The sequence below is a fragment of the Marivirga lumbricoides genome (assembly GCF_014636295.1).
GTDB classification, from domain to species: Bacteria; Bacteroidota; Bacteroidia; order Cytophagales; family Cyclobacteriaceae; genus Marivirga; species Marivirga lumbricoides.
Window position 1 is genome coordinate 106,058 of sequence record NZ_BMEC01000002.1, and the last position, 19,196, is coordinate 125,253.

Genomic DNA, 19,196 nt, shown 5'->3' on the forward strand with positions numbered 1-19,196 from the left:
TTTATTGTTGTGGGTATGTGCTATCTTTATTGTCTTTCATTTTACGTTTCCCATATTTTCTATAAAAGTATTCCACAATAAAGGCTGCAATAAAGGTGAAGATACTACCGTAAAAAGCACTTCTTTGTGTGTCCCATTGATATTTCATGAGTGCAATGAAAATAATTGAGAGAATGATCAAGTTAATGACAAGAAGTATTCTTTTCCCTCCGTATTCTTTTTGTAATTTTAAATGCGAAATCAAGACAAATACATAAATAACCGTAAATACTGTGCTTGTAATGGAGGCGATCGCTCCTAAATCAAAAAACAGAGCAAAGAGAAGTCCTAAACCAGCGGTAATGTACAAGCCTTCTTTTGATTTAAACCAAATCTTCCTTTCAAAAAATTCGGGTAATTCACCATCCTTTGCTAAGGAATAGGCAATATTGGCACCACCAAAAATGGTCGCATTTAATGCAGATGAAATAGAGAATAAAGCTCCAATTGTAATTAGAATAAAACCAAAATTCCCCAAGAAGGGTTTTGCTGCAATTGCTAATGCATTTTCTTGTGCTTTGACAATATCTGCTAAGGGTAAATTTCCAATGGTCACAAGTGAAATTAAGATATAGAAAACCATTACGAATAGGATGCTTATGAATATGGCTCGCGGAACATTCTTTTTGGGATTTTTAATGTTTTCTGATGCATTGGTAATGAGTCCGAACCCCATATAAGAAAGGAAAAAGATAATAGAAGCATTCAACAAGCCGCTCGTATGCTCTGCATTGAAACCTGGCTTTGCCATTCCCCAATTGATCGTCATAAAACCACCCAGTATAAACACTAACAAAATTGATAGTTTAACCAGTACAATATAAAATTCCGCCTTCCCCACTGCCTTACTCCCAAAAAAATTAAGTGCTGTAAAGAATGCGATCACGATTACTTCAACAATTCCAATGGTTAAAGGTGTTGATTCTATATGAATAAATGGTAACAGGTAGCCTGCAAAACCTTTCACGAAAAGTGAGATTGAGATCACATAAGTTAACCACATCAGAATACTTAAGGCACCTGTTACAAGGCTATCTCCTAGTCCTTTCAGAATGAAGGCAATTGGACCTGCGTTAGAAATAATTTTACTACCTAAAATGGCATAGGAATAGGCAACTACCAGCGCATAAATACCGGAAAGAATAAATGCTTCAGGTAAGTCATTACCAGCAATTTTAGCTCCTAAACCAAAGATTGAAAAAATACTTGCACCTATCATTGTGCCAACTGCCATGGCTACAACCTCAATTAAGCTTAAATTTTTATTTTTTTTCATGAGTTCTCTTTTGACAACATTTTAAATCAACATTTCCAGCAATTACCCAGAAGGTACCGCGTATGGTGTCCTGGCATCCCCCAGGGCGCTATGATTTCATAGCAGCCATTGTGCCTGTTGCACAACTCAAAAATAATGAAAGTTTGATTGCGTCTTTCTTTAGTTTTCAGTATTTTTAAAAAGTCTTGATTTATGCTGCCTGTGCCGACTCATCGGCATATCTTCTTTTAAAATACAATGAGATTGCAGTTACCGATGGGTCGGCACAAGTTAATTTTTCCTTTTTTTCAAATATAATTCCGCTTAAGAGGGAACGTTCTAATGAGATATAAAGCAAGTTTAAAGTTGAACTCAGGTTAATAGGCTTTATTTAATTCCTGATTTAGCACCCTGATTACCTCCTGGTTTTCTTCTGCCCAAATCGCATTTCTGATGTTAAATTTTTCTCTTCCCGTAAGCCGCCAGTTAAGTGAAGCACGTTCTTCAATATGCTGTAAACCGGATTCTTTGCCATTATTTATTTCCATCCCGGCATCATAGGCAATTACATAATTAGCTAACTCTCCAGGAAACCATTGTTTGGCATATTCTATCAGCAGATCATTCCTAACATCCTGAATATTAGACCAGTTGTTGTAAATGTTGGTAATAGGTGTAAATACTTTTCCTGTAATGGACAGGTTCTCCTTTTCGGCTATAATGGCAGATTTTTTGGAGTCTCTGATAGATAGAATAATAACACCCGATGTATTTTGCTGTATCCAATCCTGAAAAGTATGGAGAAAAAGAACAGCATCACTGATTCCAAAATTATCTGCTAATCCTGCATCCATAATTTCCATTTTGGGTTCACTGGGCAAATTCACATTAGGGGTAATATATGGGAAAGAAGCACTCATTCGTAAAGCTGTAAGAAAGCTAAGGTTTTGCGCATCCTGTTCTTCAAATGTTCTCAAAAAATCTATGCTCCTGCTTTGCAACATCGAATTGGAAGAATCAGAATCGGAGGAGTTTTCAGCCATATAGCTCACTGAATGGGGAGTGATATACAGCTTTCTACCATCGTTCACACTAGTAGGGGCTAAAAACAGCATGGGAATTTCTGCATTCAACTCTTTATCACGGTAATCAATTATGCGTTTATCTAGAATACCTTCCGTGTTTTTATTGAGTTTCTGCTCAAACGCATAGCCCCTGTCTTTAGGGTAAGAATATTTTCCATAACTAAAATTTTGATATCGGATAAAAATATCATTCGTGAGTAAACTGAAAATGATAGGGTTCAAAGCTTCCTTTCCAATATTATCAAGGTATTTTTTCTCATAAGGGCTTATGCTGGAGTCAGTCTGCTGAAGGTATTTTAATTCACGATAATAAGCCGCGCCTATTAATCCCCCTGAGGCACCTGAAATACTAACAGAATGTTTAAAAACTTCTCCCCCACTCATGCTATCTAAATGTTGCAGTGCATTCATCGTCCAATAGGCAGCCCTTTGCCCGCCTCCACTGGCAGTAAGTAGAATGAGCTTAGGCGGATGATCAAACTTACTCCTCCATTTCTCTAAAATTCCTATAGTAGTTTTCTTATCCTTTTCAATATTCTCTTTACTGTTGAGGGATCGTATATTTTCCAAAGTATAGGCAAAAGGTTTCGTTGAGTAATTCAGCCCATAGGCATAATGTTCTTTACTAAGGAAATCCTGGGTAACTAATATATTAATAATAAAAAAGAATAAAATGGTTACTGAGATAGCCCAACCCCTGAACCAGTAGGTAATGGCTCCAATAAACATAATAATGATGGTAAGGAAAAGGACAGCACTGGCCGCTGCAGGTATCTGAAAAACAGCATACTCTCTGAAAACTCCCAAAAAAAGTATTAACCCGAAAATAAAAAGCTCTGCAACTACTGTATTTAAATGATTTTGATTGAAAATCCGGGTGACTATAATACTATACCTGTCGCTATTGTCCAGATTGATATTCCGCCACCTAAACTTGTAATCTATATAACCAGAAACTGAAAGCTTTTTGGTTTTTAAATCTTTGTGTCGCTTAACAGCAGCAATTCTGGCAACTTTTAGCTTTTTAATTCTTCGCTCCACCCTCTCTGCCAGAATATCCCTCAGATCTTTGTTGGTAAACCAAAAATACAGCTGTAAAATCATTATTGAAAGAATAACACCTATTGGCAAAGCCACAGATAAAAGCGTGGCTTCCGTGAAACTCATAAACTCATAAACCATCTGATAATGAATAATATTGACCAGATAATTGATCAAAAAAGCCACCGGAATAATAGAGTTATTAAGCGAAAAGCTTGTAAAGGGTTTAGAAATAGTACCCAAAAATGGAAATTTGGCACCATCTAAAATATAGGATGCAATATTAAAAGCTACCATTAAGCCACCTAAAGTTAGGCCAACCAATAAAAAACTGAAAAAGCTTACTTCATTTAAATACTCAGGTGAAAGAAAGAGGTAGGGTATACCTAACCCCTTAGCAAAAGCCCCATTTATTATCAAAAATAGCAGAAGCCAACACAGAAGCAGTAATTGATTTTTCTTGAGATGAACAACTACCAGCTGAATAGGAAAAGAGTTGAAAAATTTCAAAAACTTATTTTTCATTTAAAAACAGGAGAAATTCTATTTATAAAAGAGCTGATAGTATCGATAGTAAATATAAAAATGATAGTCACAAATTTCATAAATCTTCAAAAATGAAGTTATTAATGGCATACTTTACAAGGCCTGCTAAAGTTTTAGAATTCGTCTTTTCCAACAAATTGCGCTTATGAGCCTCTACTGTCCGAATACTTATAAATAATTTATCTGCTATCTCCTGATTGCTTAACTCATCAATAATCAGTCTTAGCACCTCTTTTTCCCGGGTCGAGATAGATACTAATTCATGATTTTGTTTCTTTTTACTCATAAAATCCATTATAGCCTGAGTGGCCTCCTGTGCATAGTAGGTTCCTCCGCTTATAATAGTTTTTATTGCTTCTTTGATTTCCTTTTCACGGGCATTTTTCAGCAAATATCCTGAAGCCCCTGCCTGTAACATCTGTTTTACATATTGGCTATCTTTAATCATGGTAAGCGCCAGCACTTTTACCTGAGGATAATGCTTTTGAATTGCAATAGTAAAATCCACACCATTCATTTCCGGCATACTAATATCCGTAAGTACCAAATCTACCTCTCCCGGGTTCTTCTCCAGAAAAATAAGTCCCTCTTTGCCATTAGACGCCTCACCGGCAATAGCAATATTATCCTCTGATTCCAGGTAGAATCTGATACCGTCTCTTATTAAACGATGATCATCAACAAGTAACCTTTATCATTCCGAAATATAATAATAACTTTATAATATAAAAGTAATTAATTATGCTAAACGCAGCAGGACAAAAGCCAAAAGTATTTTATCTGGATGATGATGAAATTAATATCATTTTAGTGACGGCCCATCTGGAAGACAAATACGAGGTAATTGGTGAGGATAATCCAATAAAGGCTATAGATTATTTAAAGAAGAATGAGGTTGATGTGATTTTAACCGACCAGATTATGCCTACGATGGACGGTATTGAGTTTTTGAGCAAAATTAAAACCATTCAACCCGAAGTAGGGAGAATATTGCTTACAGGAGTGGTTAACCAGGATGTAATGCTTCAGGCAATCAATCAGGTCGACATTTACCGGTTTCACGAAAAGACGCACAACTTTGAAGCCCTCAAACTGGATATAGACAATGCCTACCTAATGGCAAAGGCTGTGCGCCAGAAAAATTATTACCATAAACAGCTTCAACAGACTTTAGAAAAATATAAATTAATTTCTGAGAATGTTCCTGCTCAAATCATTCAAACGGACACACAAGGTGTTATAAAGGAAATTAATAAAAGCTATGGAGGAATCAAAGTAACGGATGTAGGCAAGAACATCACTAATTTTATACCGGAAGATGAACTCAAATCCTTTGTAACAGCAATGAGTAAAGTTCAGAAACATAAAAAAAACGTCAATATTATTACACGGGGATTTGACTTTTATCAAAAATATAATTGGTACTCCACTTTGATAGGCCCTCTCACGAGTAAAGATGAGGTGTACGGGTTTATGATGGTAAGTCAGGATATAACTGAAAGAGTTTTGGGTGAAGAACGAATAATGTCCGCAGTATTAGAAGCAGAGGACCGTCAGAAAAGTAGAATAGCACGAGATATCCATGACGGGCTACAGCAAACGCTTACCATTGCACTAATGAATTTTGAGTCGGTGGGCAATGTATTTAAAATCATGGAGGAATCTAAGGCGGAAAAATATATGCGGGGTTTTCAATTTCTTGAAAAAGGCCTGCATGAAACAAGGAATATTGCGTACAGCCTTATTCCTAAAGCAGTAGAAGATTTTGGTTATATTGAAACGGTTAAAAATCTATTGGATGAGTTAAACAACACTACCTCTGCCAAATTTAGATTTTATACCAACCTTAAAGAGCGAGTGGAAAATCAGAATATTGAATACAACCTTTTCAGAATAACACAGGAGTCGCTCAATAATATTTTGAAATATGCCGAAGCTGAAGAGGTTTTTGTTCAACTGGTTTTACAAGATAATATATTACAATTAATGATTGAAGATGATGGCAAGGGTTTTAATACTGAAGAAACCCTTAATGAGGGGACAAGTAGTTTGGGCTTATTTAATATGAGAAAAAGGACAGAAAGCTTGTCAGGAAAAATGGTAATTGACTCAATCCCGGGCAAAGGAACATTAATTTATGTAGAGATTCCGTTAAAGCCTCAAACGAGAACTCTCAAATAAAAAAAAGGAAAAGCATTTAAGCTCTTCCTTTTTTGGGTTGTCTTATTTTGTTTTCAGTTTAATCTACCACCTTCACTTTTAACATATTTGTCCTGTGCTTTTCTTTAATAGGCATACTGGCTGTTAATATGATAGTATCACCTTTTTGCACATGATTATTCTTTTTAAGAATGGCTTCTATGTCAGCAAATGTTTTATCAGTAGTTTCGTATTTGTCATAGGAAAATCCGCTTACTCCCCAAACCAGATTCAAAGTTTCCAGTAATTTATTATTGCCGGTGAAGATAAAGATACCTGCCTTTGGCCTGTGGCTTGCTAATCTGTAGGCTGTATATCCTGATTTTGTCATACCTACAATCGCTTTGGCATTGGTTTCTTCAGCTAACTTACAAGCGGTTTGCACTAAGTTATCGCTCATAAAAGTTTCTGACTTAGTAGAAACATGTCCATATTTAAAGTAAATGCTATGATGTTTTTCAATGCTTGAAATTGTTTGAGACATGCTTTGCACTGACTCTACCGGATATTTACCTGCTGCAGATTCAGCAGAAAGCATTACCGCATCAGCTCCATCTAATATCGCATTAGCTACATCATTAGTTTCCGCTCTGGTAGGTCTAGGGTTTTCAATCATACTTTCCATCATCTGGGTAGCTATGATAACCGGCTTACATGCTTTATTACATTTTTGCACCATCATTTTTTGGGCAAGAGGCACATCTTCCATCGGGATTTCAACTCCCAGGTCTCCTCTGGCTACCATTAAAGCATCTGTAGCATCAATAATCTGATCTATTTCTACTAAGGCTTCAGGTTTTTCAATTTTGGCAACAACTTTACAGCTCTTACCTGCATAACGAATCCTATTTTTAAGATCCAGTACATCAGCCGCAGTTCTTACAAAAGAGAGTGCTATCCACTCCACCTCATTTTTTAATCCAAATTTTAAATCTTCCAGGTCTTTATCTGTAAGGCTGGGTGCTGATACTTTGGTGGAAGGAAGGTTAATTCCCTTTTTAGACTTTAGCGGTCCGCCATACACCACCATAGTAATTACTTCGTCTCCCTCTACTCCCTTAACAATCAATTCAATTTTACCGTCATCAATCAGAATTTTATCATTGATTTTAACATCATTAGGCAAACCCTGATAAGTGGTGCTACCCTTTTTATTATCTCCTACCATTTCTTTGGTAGTAATAATGTACTCTTCTCCAGCTTTTATTTCAACTTCTCCGCCTTTTATCTCACCCAATCTTATTTTAGGGCCTTGTAAATCCTGTAGCACACTTACATTAGTTCCCCACTCTTCATTTATTTCTTTAATGTAATCAAATGTTTGCTGGTGCATTTTATGATCACCATGAGAAAAGTTAAGTCTAAAAACATCAGCACCTGCCAGTACAAGCTTCTTAAGCATCTCTTTAGTATTAGATGCCGGCCCTACAGTAGCAACAATTTTAGACTTATTAAATTGAATTGATTGATTTTTCATAAAAATTCACTCTTTTATTTATGTATTTTTCAGTTCGCTCTTTTGGTAAAATTCTAGTGTTAATTAATCTGAAAATCATTCAGTTAAGAATTAAATTATCGATAGATTTTAACCTTTGAATATCCATTTCCTGAACCAAAATTACATTTTTTATTTTACTTAGTGTATTTTTTACATTAAGTATTTCCAAATCTCCTGTATCATCCTGTATCAAAAGAAAATAATCAATATTTTTTGCTTCAGGAATTACAAAAGCAAAACTTTCACTTACCTCCACCTTATTTTTGATTAACTTGATAGTAACATGTTCCGTGGAATATTGAAGCATAGAGGTTTGCAAGAATTGATTATTTTGAAACTCAATCCGATGGTCATCCACCTTTTTTAAATGAATGTTCAACTGCTGATTAATATTCCAGGCCAACTGGAAATCGGGCAGACCTGATGAGATGCCTAGTAAAGTGAAATCGAAATGGATGTCAGTCTTTAAAATTTTCTTCTGCATGGAGTAGAATATAATTAAAAATTTGAGGATTCATATTCAGCCTTGATTTTATCATCAAATTATTTAAAATACTTTAAGAATGAAAAAATAGTTTGACATTAATGAGGGAAATACATTTCTTTGCGGAGTATTTATAACTAAAATTCTAAAATAATGTCTGAAATAGCACAGAAAGTAAAGGCAATTATCATTGATAAGCTAGGTGTAGAAGAATCAGAGGTAACAGCTGAGGCAAGTTTCACCAACGATTTAGGAGCAGATTCACTTGACACAGTTGAGTTAATCATGGAATTTGAAAAAGAATTCAATATTTCCATTCCTGATGATCAAGCTGAAAATATCGGGACGGTTGGTCAGGCCATCTCTTACTTAGAAGAAAACGTAAAATAATTTCATATCACCAAAATTCATTTATGAATTTAAAAAGGGTAGTTGTAACGGGACTGGGTGCGCTCACACCTATAGGAAACACAGTTGAAGAATACTGGGAAAACTTATCTGCGGGTAAAAGCGGAGCCGGTCCCATTACAAGATTCGATGCGTCAAATTTCAAAACACAGTTCGCCTGTGAAGTAAAAAACTTCAACGCTGAAGATTATTTCGATAGAAAGGAAGCCCGTAAAATGGATCCTTTCACTCAATTCGGAATGATCGTTGCTGAGCAGGCAATAAAAGACTCAAAACTAGATTTAGAAAAAATAAATCTCGACAGAGCAGGTGTAATCTGGGGCTCTGGTATTGGCGGGCTAAAAACTTTCCAGGAGGAAGTGGATAACTTTGTTACCAACGACAGAAACCCACGATTCAATCCATTCTTTATTCCAAAAATGATTACAGACATCTGTGCCGGTTTAATCTCTATTAAATATGGCTTCAGAGGTCCAAATTTTGTAACAGTTTCAGCATGTGCTTCGGCTACCAATGCTTTAATTGATGCATTTAATTATATAAGATTAGGTAAAGCCGATATATTCATTTCCGGTGGATCCGAAGCTTCTGTAACAGAATCCGGCATAGGCGGTTTTAACGCAATGAAAGCCCTTTCTGAAAGAAATGATGATTACAGCACTGCTTCCCGACCTTTTGACAAAGACAGAGATGGCTTTGTATTGGGAGAAGGCGCAGGAGCGCTTATTCTTGAAGAGTATGAGCACGCCAAAGCCAGAGGTGCTAAAATTTATGCTGAGATAGTAGGTGGTGGAATGTCTGCTGATGCTCACCACATGACTGCCCCTCACCCTGAAGGATTAGGAGCAACTAATGTGATGAAAAATGCTTTGGAAGATGCAGGTTTAGAGCCTACAGCCATTGATTACATCAACGTACATGGTACCTCAACTCCATTAGGAGATTTAAGCGAGTCTACTGCTATCAAAAAAGTATTTGGTGAGCATGCTTATAACCTTAACATTAGCTCTACCAAATCTATGACTGGCCACCTATTAGGTGCTGCCGGAGCTATAGAAGCTTTAGCTTGTATTTTAGCGTTGGAAAAACAAATTATTCCTCCAACCATTAATCATTTCACTGATGATGAGCAATTTGATCCTAAATTGAATTTCACATTCAATAAGGCCCAAAAAAGAGAAGTTAATACTGTTTTAAGTAATACTTTCGGGTTTGGTGGTCATAATACTTCCATCGTGATGAAAAAAGTTAATGATTAATCACTCACATTGATTAAGCATCTTTTTTTTACTTTTAAGAAACAAACAGAAAAAGATAAAAGGCTTATAGCCGCAATAAAAAATATTGTGGGGTATAAGCCTTTTAACTTAGCACTGTACCGGCTGGTTACGCAACACAGCAGTATCGCCAAAAAGCATCACAATGGCTTCAAGCAATCGAACGAGCGACTTGAGTATTTGGGAGATGCCATTTTAGGTGCTGTAGTAGCTGATTATTTATTCAAAAAATATCCTTTTAAAGACGAAGGTTTTCTCACTGAAATACGCTCCCGGTTGGTCAATAGAGAGTCACTCACTCAGCTGGCCAAAAAAGTAGGCATCAACACCCTGTTAGATGTCGATTTTTTCCAAAATAAGTATAGCTATAAATCTGTTTATGGAGATATGATGGAGGCTTTTATTGGAGCTGTTTACCTGGATAAAGGCTATAAATTCTGTCACAATTTCATCATCAAAAGGCTCATCCTCCCCCACTATGACCTCGATGAGATTATAGAAAACAATACTAATTATAAAAGCATCCTCATTGAGTGGTCTCAGAAAGAGAACAAGGAAATCTTTTTTAATATTGAAAATATTATTGAAGACAGAAGAAAAAAGGAATTTCAGGCTGTAATAACTGTAAATGGTAAAAAAGTAGCACAAGGCTCAGGTCTCAACAAGAAAAAAGCTGAGCAAAACGCTGCTTTTAAGGCATGCCAATTCTTCAAACTTACTTAGCCTTATTACGTTTATCAAGTCTTTTGTGGTGAAACATTATTCATTGTTTTCGCACAAAAAATCAACTAACTATTTTGCTTCTAATTTAAATTAATGCACTTATTCTTTAGGTGATTTATAGTAATTTCCATTCAACTATTACTTTAATTTGCAGCAGAGTTAAAACAATAAAACCGGAAATAAAGATAGATAATAATGAAAATAGCAGGTGCTACTTTAAATCAAACTCCTTTCGACTGGGAAGGCAATTCCAGAAACATTATTTCAGCATTATCTGAAGCTAAAGAAAAACAGCTAGATCTTATCTGCTTCCCGGAGCTAAGCATCTGTGCCTATGGATGTGAAGACATGTTTTATAGCAACTGGTTGTGGAAAAAGTGTTTTGATGTTTTAACAGAAAAAATTCTTCCTCATACTAAAGGCATAGCCTGTGTAGTTGGCTTGCCCCTGGTACACAATGATAAACTTTATAATTGTGCAGCATTTATTGAGAATGGAGAGCTTAAATATTTAGTTCCTAAACAGAATTTGGCTAATGATGGCGTACACTATGAGGTAAGATGGTTTACAGCATGGCCTGTAGATCTTCAGGAAACTTTTACTTACAAAGACAAAAGTTATCCTATCGGGGATCATGTGATTGAGTATGAAGAATACAAAATTGGCTTTGAAATTTGTGAAGATGCCTGGAGAACAGACCGACCTGCTAATCGGTTGCAGAAAAGAGGAGTAAACCTGATCCTGAACCCAAGCGCAAGCCACTTTGCTCTCAATAAGTCATTAGCAAGGCAGGAGCTGGTAGTAAATAGTTCAAAACAGTTTGAATGCACTTATGTTTATGCCAACTTATTAGGAAACGAGGCGGGTAGAATGATTTTTGATGGCGAGATAATGATCGCAAAAGAAGGAAGGCTTATTGTGAAAAATCAACTACTTTCTTTTAAAGATTATCAAATATGCTTTTGGGATAATTCTGAAAGTAACAAAGAAGCAGAACTATATGTCAGCAACGTTAATGAGGAATTTCAATATGCTGTGGCCCTGGCTTTGTTCGACTACCTGCGTAAAAGCAAAAGCAACGGATTTGTACTTTCCTTAAGCGGAGGAGCCGATTCTTCCACTTGTGCTATTCTGGTTTCAGAAATGATTAAAATAGGACTGAAAGAATTAGGCCTGAAGAGATTCCTGGAGAAAATTCATAAAACTGAATGGATGCAGGAAATCACTCAAAATAAAAGGCCTGAAACCACAATTGCACAGAAGCTCTTAACTACTGCTTATCAGAGCACCTCAAATTCCGGGCATAGCACTTATGAAGCAGCAAGAAAATTGGCACAGGAGATTGGTGCTGTTTTCTACCATTGGAATATTGACGATGAAGTAGAAACTTATAGCAAAAAAATTGAGCAAAACCTTAACAGACCGCTTACATGGGAGAAAGATGATGTAGCTCTCCAAAATATTCAGGCTAGGGCCAGGTCTCCTATCATCTGGATGCTGGCCAATATTAACAACGCTTTATTAATTACTACTTCTAACAGAAGTGAAGGAGATGTGGGGTATACCACTATGGACGGAGATACAAGTGGAAGTATAGCGCCTATAGCAGCAATAGATAAATTTTTCATTATAAATTGGCTGAAGTGGGCTGAAAGCGCACTTAATTATAAAAACCTAAGCTATGTAAATAAACTCAGCCCGAGTGCAGAATTGAGGCCAAAAGATAAAAAGCAAACGGACGAGCAGGATTTAATGCCTTACGAGTTATTACTTGAAATTGAAAAGCTGGCTATAAGAGACAAACTCTCCCCTGTTGAAGTATATGAGTCATTGAAGAATGCTGCAATAGCCGACAAACATTTGTTAAAAAAATCCATTATAAAATTCTTTCAACTATGGACGAGGAACCAATGGAAGAGGGAAAGGCTAGCTCCGTCATTTCACCTCGATACCTTTAATGTTGATCCTAAAACATGGTGTCGTTTCCCTATTCTGTCTTCTGGCTTTAAAGAAGAATTATCTATACTGGAAAAATGGGATTAAAGCATTGAATTCTTAGTTTTTAGGCTAATTTTGTCATAAATTATTAAATTATGTTGAGTTACATCGTCTGGTCACCCAAGCCTTATATTGTGGATTTAGGATTTACCGAATTAAGGTGGTACGGCTTATTATTTGCATTAGGATTTATTATTTCCCAGCAAATAATGTTTTATATCTTTAAAAAAGAAGGAAAAACTGAAAAGCAGGTGGAAGTGCTTACTTTTTACATGGTGATAGCCACAGTAATTGGTGCGCGTTTAGGCCATGTATTATTTTATGAGCCCGCACGATACCTAAGCAATCCTATTGATATTTTTAAAGTATGGGAGGGCGGACTTGCAAGCCATGGTGGTGCAGCAGGAATTTTAATTGCCCTTTACCTCTTTTCCAGAAAGTACAAAGACATCAGCTACTTGTGGATTTTGGACAGGATAGTAATTGTTGTAGCTATAACAGCCACTTTAATACGTACGGGTAACTTTATTAATTCTGAAATAATAGGCCTCCCTACAGAAAGTAACTATGGTGTAGTGTTTGGCAGGGACGTGGAAACACGGATAAATTATCTAAATGCTGCTATAGAGGATGTGTCTATCAGTAAACCAAAAAATAATGCTTCATTAGAAGGGATTGAAAGCCGTTTGAAGTACCCTGTGGAATTAACTATTACTTATAGTGCAGGAAATGATTTAGCAGCAGTTAAAAACTTTACCGAAACCAAACTTCTGGAGCAGCTTCAAAATAACAACATCACTGAGTATGCTGTTTTTGGTACAAACCCAACAATTAATTATAATGAAAAACAAGGCCAGGTAATCGCTACTATTTATGGAGATGGTGTTCCCCGGCATCCGGCTCAATTATATGAGGGCATTTCTCACTTCTTTTTGTTCTTGTTGCTCTTTTATTTATGGAACAGAAACAGAAGCGGACTTGCGGATGGCAGACTATTTGGCATCTTTCTTATTGGAAGCTTTGGATTGAGATTCTTCTACGAATTTCTAAAAGAGAACCAGGTAGCTTTTGAAGATAACCTGGCGCTAAACATGGGACAATGGTTAAGTATCCCTCTTGTATTGGCAGGTGTTTTCTTTATTATAAAATCCTTTAGAGCAGAAAAGAGAATATAAGTTTGGTAGAGGGATTTTAATCAAGGCACAGGATCATGGCCTGAACCTCCCCACGGATGACATTTCGCAATCCGTTTGGCTGCTAATTTAGTACCTTTAATTATTCCATGTTTCATAATTGCCTGTTTAGCATATTCAGAGCAAGTTGGAGTATATCTACATGAAGCAGGAAAAAAGGGAGAAATTCCATATTGATAAAAGATAATAGGCAATGACACTACTTTTCTTAGGAATTTTATTGTTTCTTGTTTTGTTGAAAATGCCAATTATTTATATTTAATTTTAACCAAATCACTATTAGCAAATATATATACTATACTAATTTAAAAAAGCAACTAAATAAACAACTCTGGTTTATGAGGGCTTTGCTTTTCCCCATAATTTTCTGCAGCTTTTATTTCAATGCTTTTTCACAAATTTCGGTTCAGAATAAAAACGAAAGAATAAAAGTAAGCAATATTGATACGGATAGCATTGATAAAAGGATTGTTAATGTAAAAGATATCCGAATTGTTGGCAATAAAAAAACCAAGAAAAGAATTATTACCAGAGAGATAGACATTGAAGTTGGTAAAGGATACACTGTTGGAGAATTGAAGAAACTGGTGAAGCTGGATGAAAACAAAATTTTTAATACCGGCCTCTTTACTTCTGTAATAGGTGAAATTTCCTTCGATCCTGCTATTGAAAACCAGGTGGAAGTGATTTTCTTTATGGAAGAACGCTGGTATATATGGCCAAGCATTATTTTTAACCTGGCGGATAGAAATTTCAGTGACTGGTTATTCAATCAGAATGCTGCCACAGATAGGTTTGAATATGGTTTCAGATTTGACCAATACAATGTAAGAGGCTTAAACGAAAAGCTTAGGGTTATGGCTCAATTTGGCTTTAAAAGGCGCTTTTCGCTCGGTTACAGAATTCCTTACCTTAATAAAAAACAAAAGCTAGGGATGGGTCTTAACTTTTCCTATAGTGAGTTTGACCAGATAGATATTACAAACGTAGGGGATAAGAGGCTGTTCATTGATGCTGACAGTCTTTTTGGAGATAATTCCGGAAGAAATATTATATCCACTAACTTTTATGCATCTCTGGACTTTACCTATAGGGAATCATTTTACAATACACATGCAATTGCTCTTTTCTATGACCAGATTACCGTGGCAGATACTATTAGTTCCCTTAATCCTATTTACCTGAATAATGGTGAGCCGGAGCAAATCTCTTTAAACCTTCGCTATAATTTTAGAAGAGATTTTCGTGACAGAAATAATTACCCACTAAAGGGCTTTTTAATTGATGTTGCTGTTGAGAAAAATGGCCTGGGAATTTTTAACGATATCAATCAGGGAAGCATTAAATTAAAATTGAATCAGTATAAACCTCTTAAATATAACTTCAATGTAGCCAGCTCAGTAACAGGCTATACCAGTTTTCCTAAGCAGCAACCCTACACTACTTTAAGAGGCCTGGGTTTTGCCAATGAACTTCTGAAGGGTTATGAACTGTATGTGATTCAGGGACAGCATTATATCATGCATAAGAGTGAATTGAAAAAAAGAATATTCTCTTTTGAAACTAACCTGGGTAAGCTAATGCCACTGAAGCAATTTCGTAAAATTCCTATTGCAGGTTATTTTAAGGTATTCTTTGATCAGGGATATGTACAAAATAACCTTAGTGTAACCAATGAATCATTATTTAGCAACAGGTACATTTACAGCTATGGAGCAGGTTTTGACCTGGTAACTTTTTATGATGCTGTAGTCAGGTTTGAATATTCCATCAATGCTTTAAATGAAGCAGGATTCTTTATTAATGTAAAAGCAGGTATTTAATCCAAATCGGCAGGGTCTACTGGTTTTTTCTTCCCTCTTTTGGTAAAATAGTACCAATCGCCTACCCTTTTGTCATTTTCATAATATCCTTCATACAATTTTCTTCCTTCCGAATCAAAATACTCCCAGAATCCATCCATCTTTCCTTCCTTAAAAATCCCGCGCTGTTCCAGGTTTCCGTTTTCCTCATAAAAGCTCCACAAGCCATCAGGCAGTCCATTTTTATAATGTCCAATTTGCCTCAAACTTCCATTTTCATTCCAGAATAGCCACTTCCCTTCATACTGGCTCCTTTCATAAATCCCTTTCTTTTCCAGCTGACCATTTTCATAAAAGTAAAATGCACTGTCAGTAAGCTGGTCATTTTTCCATTGTTCAATGGCTGAAAGATTACCGGAAGGATAAAAATACTCTGCCTTACCTGAAAGTTTCGCTTCCTGATAATTTTCGATAGCACTTAAAGCACCCTGAGGATAATAAAACCTCCATGTGCCTGATTTCATACTATTTTGCACTTTTCCGACAGATCTTAAATTACCTGTTTCATAGAAGGAAGAATCAGTCTGCGCATGAGATAATTGAAAAGTATGAAGCCAAATAACTATTAAAAAATACTTACTTTTATAGAGATTTTTCATACTTTGAGATCAGTTTTACCAGAACCTAACAATCTAATGCTCTGTTGTCATTTTTTTCTCCTCAAAAATACAAAAGGATGAGAAGAATTCTACTTCATATCATTCTTTCACAGTTAATCAGCGTCTATTCTAAAGCCCAATCCATTTATGCTCCTATTGGAGGTAGAATAATTGCGATGGGAGATGCCTCTGCCACTCTTGCAGGATTTTGGAGCGGATTCCATAATACGGCTGGCATCTCCAACCTGGAATCTCTATCGGCAGGAGTAGCTTACGAAAATCGTTATGGAATGGAAGGATTTAATTTTCTTGCTGCTGGTGTTTCCGGCCCCATACCTTTCGGCCATGCGTTTATAGGTGCTTTTCGCTTTGGAGATCATTTGTACAATGAACATAAAATATCTTTAGGCTATGCCAATGAAATCGGCATTATCCAATTAGGCGGCAGAATAAACTATTTACAGTATCAGGTACAGGATTTCGGCACAAAAAGCACCTACTCAATAGATTTTGGAGGAATAACATATCTTACTCCACAACTGGTGGTGGGTGCGCAGGCACTCAATATAAGCCAAAGTACTTTAAGTGAGGAAGATGAGCAAACAGTTCCTTCAATTCTAAAATTAGGCATTTCCTATAGGCCTAAGAAGTATTTTATGCTTAATCTGGAAGCTGAAAAAGATATTGAAAAACAAACTATCCTAAAGGCAGGTGCAGAGTATATTTTTCTTGAAAAATTCTTTCTCAGAAGTGGAATTCAGAGCAGTTCCTTCCAGACGTTTTATGGCCTGGGCTTTAAGTATCTTTCCCTCCAATGGGATTACGCGCTCAGCAACCATCCTGAACTGGGTTTTTCACATGCTATTTCCATGCAATACCTCTTAAGAAAGAAATGAAACGCTCAATAAAACCGATACTATTTTTAACATTGCTGATTAAGGGAGCTATACTTTGCGCGCAGAAAAGAAATACCGACTTTGATCTTCAGGATTTTATAGAAAATAACTTTTCAGTTCAGGACGATGATATCAATTACGAGGATATCTATGAGGCTTTATTTCAGCTCTATCAGTCACCGGTAAATCTTAACCGGGCTAACAGGCAGGACCTGCAGTCCTTATTGATACTGAGCAACCTACAAATAAATGAATTCCTAAATTATAGAAATCAGAATGGCAGGTTTTTAAGCATTTATGAACTTCAGGCAGTTCCGGAAATGGATTTGAATACAATTTACAAAATGCTGCCTTTTGTAATGGTGCGAGATGAAGGGTTGCAATCAGACAACAGACCTCTTTTAAAAAGAATATCAAATGAAGACAATAACTATCTCATTCTCAGAGCTGACCGTATATTGGAGAAAAAAAGAGGTTACAAATCTTCTGAGGAGCGAGAAAGACAATATATTGGAGATCCTAACAGGATTTACGCCAGATTCAGAGTAAGGCATACCAATGATTTCAGCCTGGGATTTACGGCAGAAAAAGATGCAGGCGAGCAATTCGCATGGAATCCGGAGAAGCAACAGTACGGTCCGGACTTTCTCTCATATCACTTTCAACTACAGAATCTGGGAAGGGTTAAAAATATTATTTTAGGAGATTACCAGCTACAGTTTGGTCAGTCTCTCCTATTTGGTGCCGGATTTGCTATTGGAAAAGGAAGTGAAACTGTAGCCACTGCCAGAAGAAGTAATCTCGGCATACTCCCTTATACTTCTGTGCTTGAAACCAACTTTTTCAGAGGCTCAGCTGCAACAATAGCACTTACCCAACAACTGGATTTAACTGCCTTCTATAGCTATAACGCTATAAATGCTAGTGTAGAGTTTGATTCAGCACGAAGCACGGAAAAATTCTTTACCTCCATCAGGCTGGCAGGATTTCATAGAACTGCCTCTGAACTGGCTGGAAAAAATGCTATACAATCACAGGATTTTGGTGGCAACCTATTGTTTCACACCAAAGCTGAAAACCTCAATATTGGCTTAAACTATGTTCAAACAATGTATGAAAAAGAGTTTATCAGAAATCCCAGGAAGTACAATCAGTTTGAATTTGCAGGAAAGCTCAATAGAAATGTTGGCTTATTTGCTAATTATTATTGGCGCAACTTTCATTGGTTTGGAGAAGCTGCTATAAGCCAGTCGAAAGGAATTGGAGCTATTGGTGGCTTTATTGCTTCCATCTCTCCCGATTTACAAATGAGCTTTATACTCAGAAATTATGATAGAGACTTTCACTCCTTTTACGGTACTGCTTTTGGTGAAAGCACCAGGAATATTAATGAAAAAGGTGTTTTCTGGGGCTTAAAATTCCAGCCCAACAGGAAGTTTATAGTGTCAGCTTATTACGACAGATTTAAATTTCCATGGCTTCGCTTCAGAGTAGATGCCCCATCAACAGGCAATGAATTCCTGAGCAGAATTGCCTACAATATCAACCGAAACATTTCACTGTACGGTCAGGTACGGGTAGAAAATAAGGAAAGAAACAGTGAAAAGGCTAATGACCCGGTGATTTATGGTTTATCAACTGGGCAAAAAAGAAATTATATCTTAAATTTAGATGTTAGACCAAAAAGTATTGTATCTATAAAATCCAGAATTCAGTTTAGTGAGTTTCTCTTTAATGAGAGATATAGCAATGGAGTAGCGTTAATTCAAGACCTAAACTTTGATTTTGGGAAATTAAGATTAAGTACCCGCTATGCTATTTTTGAAACTGATGATTTTGAAAACAGGCAGTACGTTTACGAAAAAGATGTTTTATATGCTTTTTCTATTCCTGCCTATCAAAATACGGGGGCCAGAACTTACGCCTTGTTGAAGTACAAATTGTCTAAAAAGCTACAGATGTGGGCACGTTGGGCTCGGTTCAAATACCTGGATTTGGAAAAAATAGGAAAAGGAAACGAACAAATAGAGGGCAATACAAAATCAGAAGTTAAACTACAAATGATGTATCAATTTTGAAAAAGCTACTGACTT

The 19,196-nt window shown here is 36.4% G+C and carries 16 protein-coding genes and 1 pseudogene; 9 read left to right on the forward strand and 8 right to left on the reverse strand.

Annotated elements, in window-relative coordinates; all coding sequences use genetic code 11:
• Position 1: 1 nt before the first annotated feature.
• The 4 genes and pseudogenes from IEV85_RS03135 to IEV85_RS25035 all read right to left on the reverse strand — a co-directional run.
• Positions 2-1,315, reverse strand: coding sequence for an APC family permease (locus IEV85_RS03135; RefSeq protein ID WP_188460347.1), 1,314 nt, complete (start codon positions 1,313-1,315; stop codon positions 2-4).
• 356 nt (positions 1,316-1,671) lie between these two features.
• Entirely contained in the window at positions 1,672-3,930 is a 2,259-nt protein-coding gene (locus IEV85_RS03140; RefSeq protein ID WP_188460348.1) for a patatin-like phospholipase family protein, read from the reverse strand.
• 91 nt (positions 3,931-4,021) lie between these two features.
• The gene (locus tag IEV85_RS25030; protein ID WP_345259315.1) at positions 4,022-4,261 is read right to left on the reverse strand and encodes a response regulator transcription factor; all 240 of its coding nucleotides are present in this window, start codon (positions 4,259-4,261) and stop codon (positions 4,022-4,024) included.
• A gap of 63 nt (positions 4,262-4,324) precedes the next feature.
• Positions 4,325-4,642, reverse strand: a pseudogene (locus tag IEV85_RS25035) (response regulator); the annotation flags it as partial.
• A gap of 65 nt (positions 4,643-4,707) precedes the next feature.
• Between IEV85_RS25035 and IEV85_RS03150 the strand changes: the two are divergent.
• The gene (locus IEV85_RS03150; protein ID WP_188460349.1) at positions 4,708-6,147 is read left to right on the forward strand and encodes a response regulator; all 1,440 of its coding nucleotides are present in this window, start codon (positions 4,708-4,710) and stop codon (positions 6,145-6,147) included.
• 58 nt (positions 6,148-6,205) lie between these two features.
• On the opposite strand, the gene pyk is transcribed toward IEV85_RS03150, so the two are convergent.
• Positions 6,206-7,642: a pyruvate kinase gene (gene pyk / locus IEV85_RS03155; protein ID WP_188460350.1), complete on the reverse strand. Its 1,437-nt coding sequence runs from the start codon at positions 7,640-7,642 to the stop codon at positions 6,206-6,208.
• A gap of 79 nt (positions 7,643-7,721) precedes the next feature.
• On the reverse strand, positions 7,722-8,147 hold the full coding sequence (locus IEV85_RS03160; RefSeq protein ID WP_188460351.1) for an IPExxxVDY family protein: 426 nt from the start codon (positions 8,145-8,147) through the stop codon (positions 7,722-7,724).
• A gap of 153 nt (positions 8,148-8,300) precedes the next feature.
• On the opposite strand from IEV85_RS03160, the gene IEV85_RS03165 reads away from it, so the two are divergent.
• The 5 genes from IEV85_RS03165 to IEV85_RS03185 all read left to right on the forward strand — a co-directional run bounded on the left by IEV85_RS03165 (position 8,301) and on the right by IEV85_RS03185 (position 13,728).
• Positions 8,301-8,537 (forward strand): acyl carrier protein, encoded by a 237-nt coding sequence (locus IEV85_RS03165; protein WP_013453317.1) that lies wholly within the window; start codon positions 8,301-8,303, stop codon positions 8,535-8,537.
• Positions 8,538-8,560: 23 nt separating this feature from the next.
• Complete coding sequence (gene fabF / locus IEV85_RS03170; protein WP_188460352.1) at positions 8,561-9,814, forward strand: beta-ketoacyl-ACP synthase II; 1,254 nt, start codon at positions 8,561-8,563, stop codon at positions 9,812-9,814.
• Between the two features lie 9 nt (positions 9,815-9,823).
• The gene (gene rnc, locus IEV85_RS03175) at positions 9,824-10,555 is read left to right on the forward strand and encodes a ribonuclease III (protein WP_188460353.1); all 732 of its coding nucleotides are present in this window, start codon (positions 9,824-9,826) and stop codon (positions 10,553-10,555) included.
• A gap of 195 nt (positions 10,556-10,750) precedes the next feature.
• On the forward strand, positions 10,751-12,598 hold the full coding sequence (nadE, locus tag IEV85_RS03180) for an NAD(+) synthase (RefSeq protein ID WP_188460354.1): 1,848 nt from the start codon (positions 10,751-10,753) through the stop codon (positions 12,596-12,598).
• A 50-nt stretch (positions 12,599-12,648) separates the two neighbouring features.
• On the forward strand, positions 12,649-13,728 hold the full coding sequence (locus tag IEV85_RS03185; RefSeq protein WP_188460355.1) for a prolipoprotein diacylglyceryl transferase: 1,080 nt from the start codon (positions 12,649-12,651) through the stop codon (positions 13,726-13,728).
• A 20-nt stretch (positions 13,729-13,748) separates the two neighbouring features.
• On the opposite strand, the gene yidD is transcribed toward IEV85_RS03185, so the two are convergent.
• Positions 13,749-13,967, reverse strand: coding sequence for a membrane protein insertion efficiency factor YidD (yidD, locus tag IEV85_RS03190; protein WP_229712510.1), 219 nt, complete (start codon positions 13,965-13,967; stop codon positions 13,749-13,751).
• A gap of 117 nt (positions 13,968-14,084) precedes the next feature.
• Between yidD and IEV85_RS03195 the strand changes: the two genes are divergently transcribed.
• Positions 14,085-15,569, forward strand: coding sequence for a BamA/TamA family outer membrane protein (locus IEV85_RS03195; protein ID WP_188460357.1), 1,485 nt, complete (start codon positions 14,085-14,087; stop codon positions 15,567-15,569).
• On the opposite strand, the gene IEV85_RS03200 is transcribed toward IEV85_RS03195, so the two are convergent.
• Complete coding sequence (locus tag IEV85_RS03200; RefSeq protein ID WP_188460358.1) at positions 15,566-16,207, reverse strand: toxin-antitoxin system YwqK family antitoxin; 642 nt, start codon at positions 16,205-16,207, stop codon at positions 15,566-15,568. The genes IEV85_RS03195 and IEV85_RS03200 overlap by 4 nt on opposite strands.
• A 77-nt stretch (positions 16,208-16,284) precedes the next feature.
• Between IEV85_RS03200 and IEV85_RS03205 the strand changes: the two genes are divergently transcribed.
• Together IEV85_RS03205 and IEV85_RS03210 are read left to right on the forward strand one after the other, a co-directional pair.
• A complete protein-coding gene (locus IEV85_RS03205; protein ID WP_188460359.1) occupies positions 16,285-17,103 on the forward strand; it encodes a PorV/PorQ family protein in 819 nt (272 codons plus the stop codon).
• The gene (locus IEV85_RS03210) at positions 17,100-19,181 is read left to right on the forward strand and encodes a ComEA family DNA-binding protein (protein ID WP_188460360.1); all 2,082 of its coding nucleotides are present in this window, start codon (positions 17,100-17,102) and stop codon (positions 19,179-19,181) included. The genes IEV85_RS03205 and IEV85_RS03210 overlap by 4 nt, the downstream gene beginning before the upstream one ends.
• The last annotated feature ends 15 nt before the right edge of the window (positions 19,182-19,196 follow it).

Bases quoted from the DNA above. Each gene is read 5' to 3' on its own strand.
- IEV85_RS03135 (WP_188460347.1), bottom strand. From the start codon at position 1,315: ATGAAAAAAAATAAAAATTTAAGCTTAATTGAGGTTGTAGCCATGGCA.
- IEV85_RS25030 (WP_345259315.1), bottom strand. From the start codon at position 4,261: ATGGATTTTATGAGTAAAAAGAAACAAAATCATGAATTAGTATCTATC.
- IEV85_RS03150 (WP_188460349.1), top strand. From the start codon at position 4,708: ATGCTAAACGCAGCAGGACAAAAGCCAAAAGTATTTTATCTGGATGAT.
- pyk (WP_188460350.1), bottom strand. From the start codon at position 7,642: ATGAAAAATCAATCAATTCAATTTAATAAGTCTAAAATTGTTGCTACT.
- IEV85_RS03160 (WP_188460351.1), bottom strand. From the start codon at position 8,147: ATGCAGAAGAAAATTTTAAAGACTGACATCCATTTCGATTTCACTTTA.
- IEV85_RS03165 (WP_013453317.1), top strand. From the start codon at position 8,301: ATGTCTGAAATAGCACAGAAAGTAAAGGCAATTATCATTGATAAGCTA.
- fabF (WP_188460352.1), top strand. From the start codon at position 8,561: ATGAATTTAAAAAGGGTAGTTGTAACGGGACTGGGTGCGCTCACACCT.
- nadE (WP_188460354.1), top strand. From the start codon at position 10,751: ATGAAAATAGCAGGTGCTACTTTAAATCAAACTCCTTTCGACTGGGAA.
- IEV85_RS03185 (WP_188460355.1), top strand. From the start codon at position 12,649: ATGTTGAGTTACATCGTCTGGTCACCCAAGCCTTATATTGTGGATTTA.
- IEV85_RS03195 (WP_188460357.1), top strand. From the start codon at position 14,085: ATGAGGGCTTTGCTTTTCCCCATAATTTTCTGCAGCTTTTATTTCAAT.
- IEV85_RS03200 (WP_188460358.1), bottom strand. From the start codon at position 16,207: ATGAAAAATCTCTATAAAAGTAAGTATTTTTTAATAGTTATTTGGCTT.
- IEV85_RS03205 (WP_188460359.1), top strand. From the start codon at position 16,285: ATGAGAAGAATTCTACTTCATATCATTCTTTCACAGTTAATCAGCGTC.
- IEV85_RS03210 (WP_188460360.1), top strand. From the start codon at position 17,100: ATGAAACGCTCAATAAAACCGATACTATTTTTAACATTGCTGATTAAG.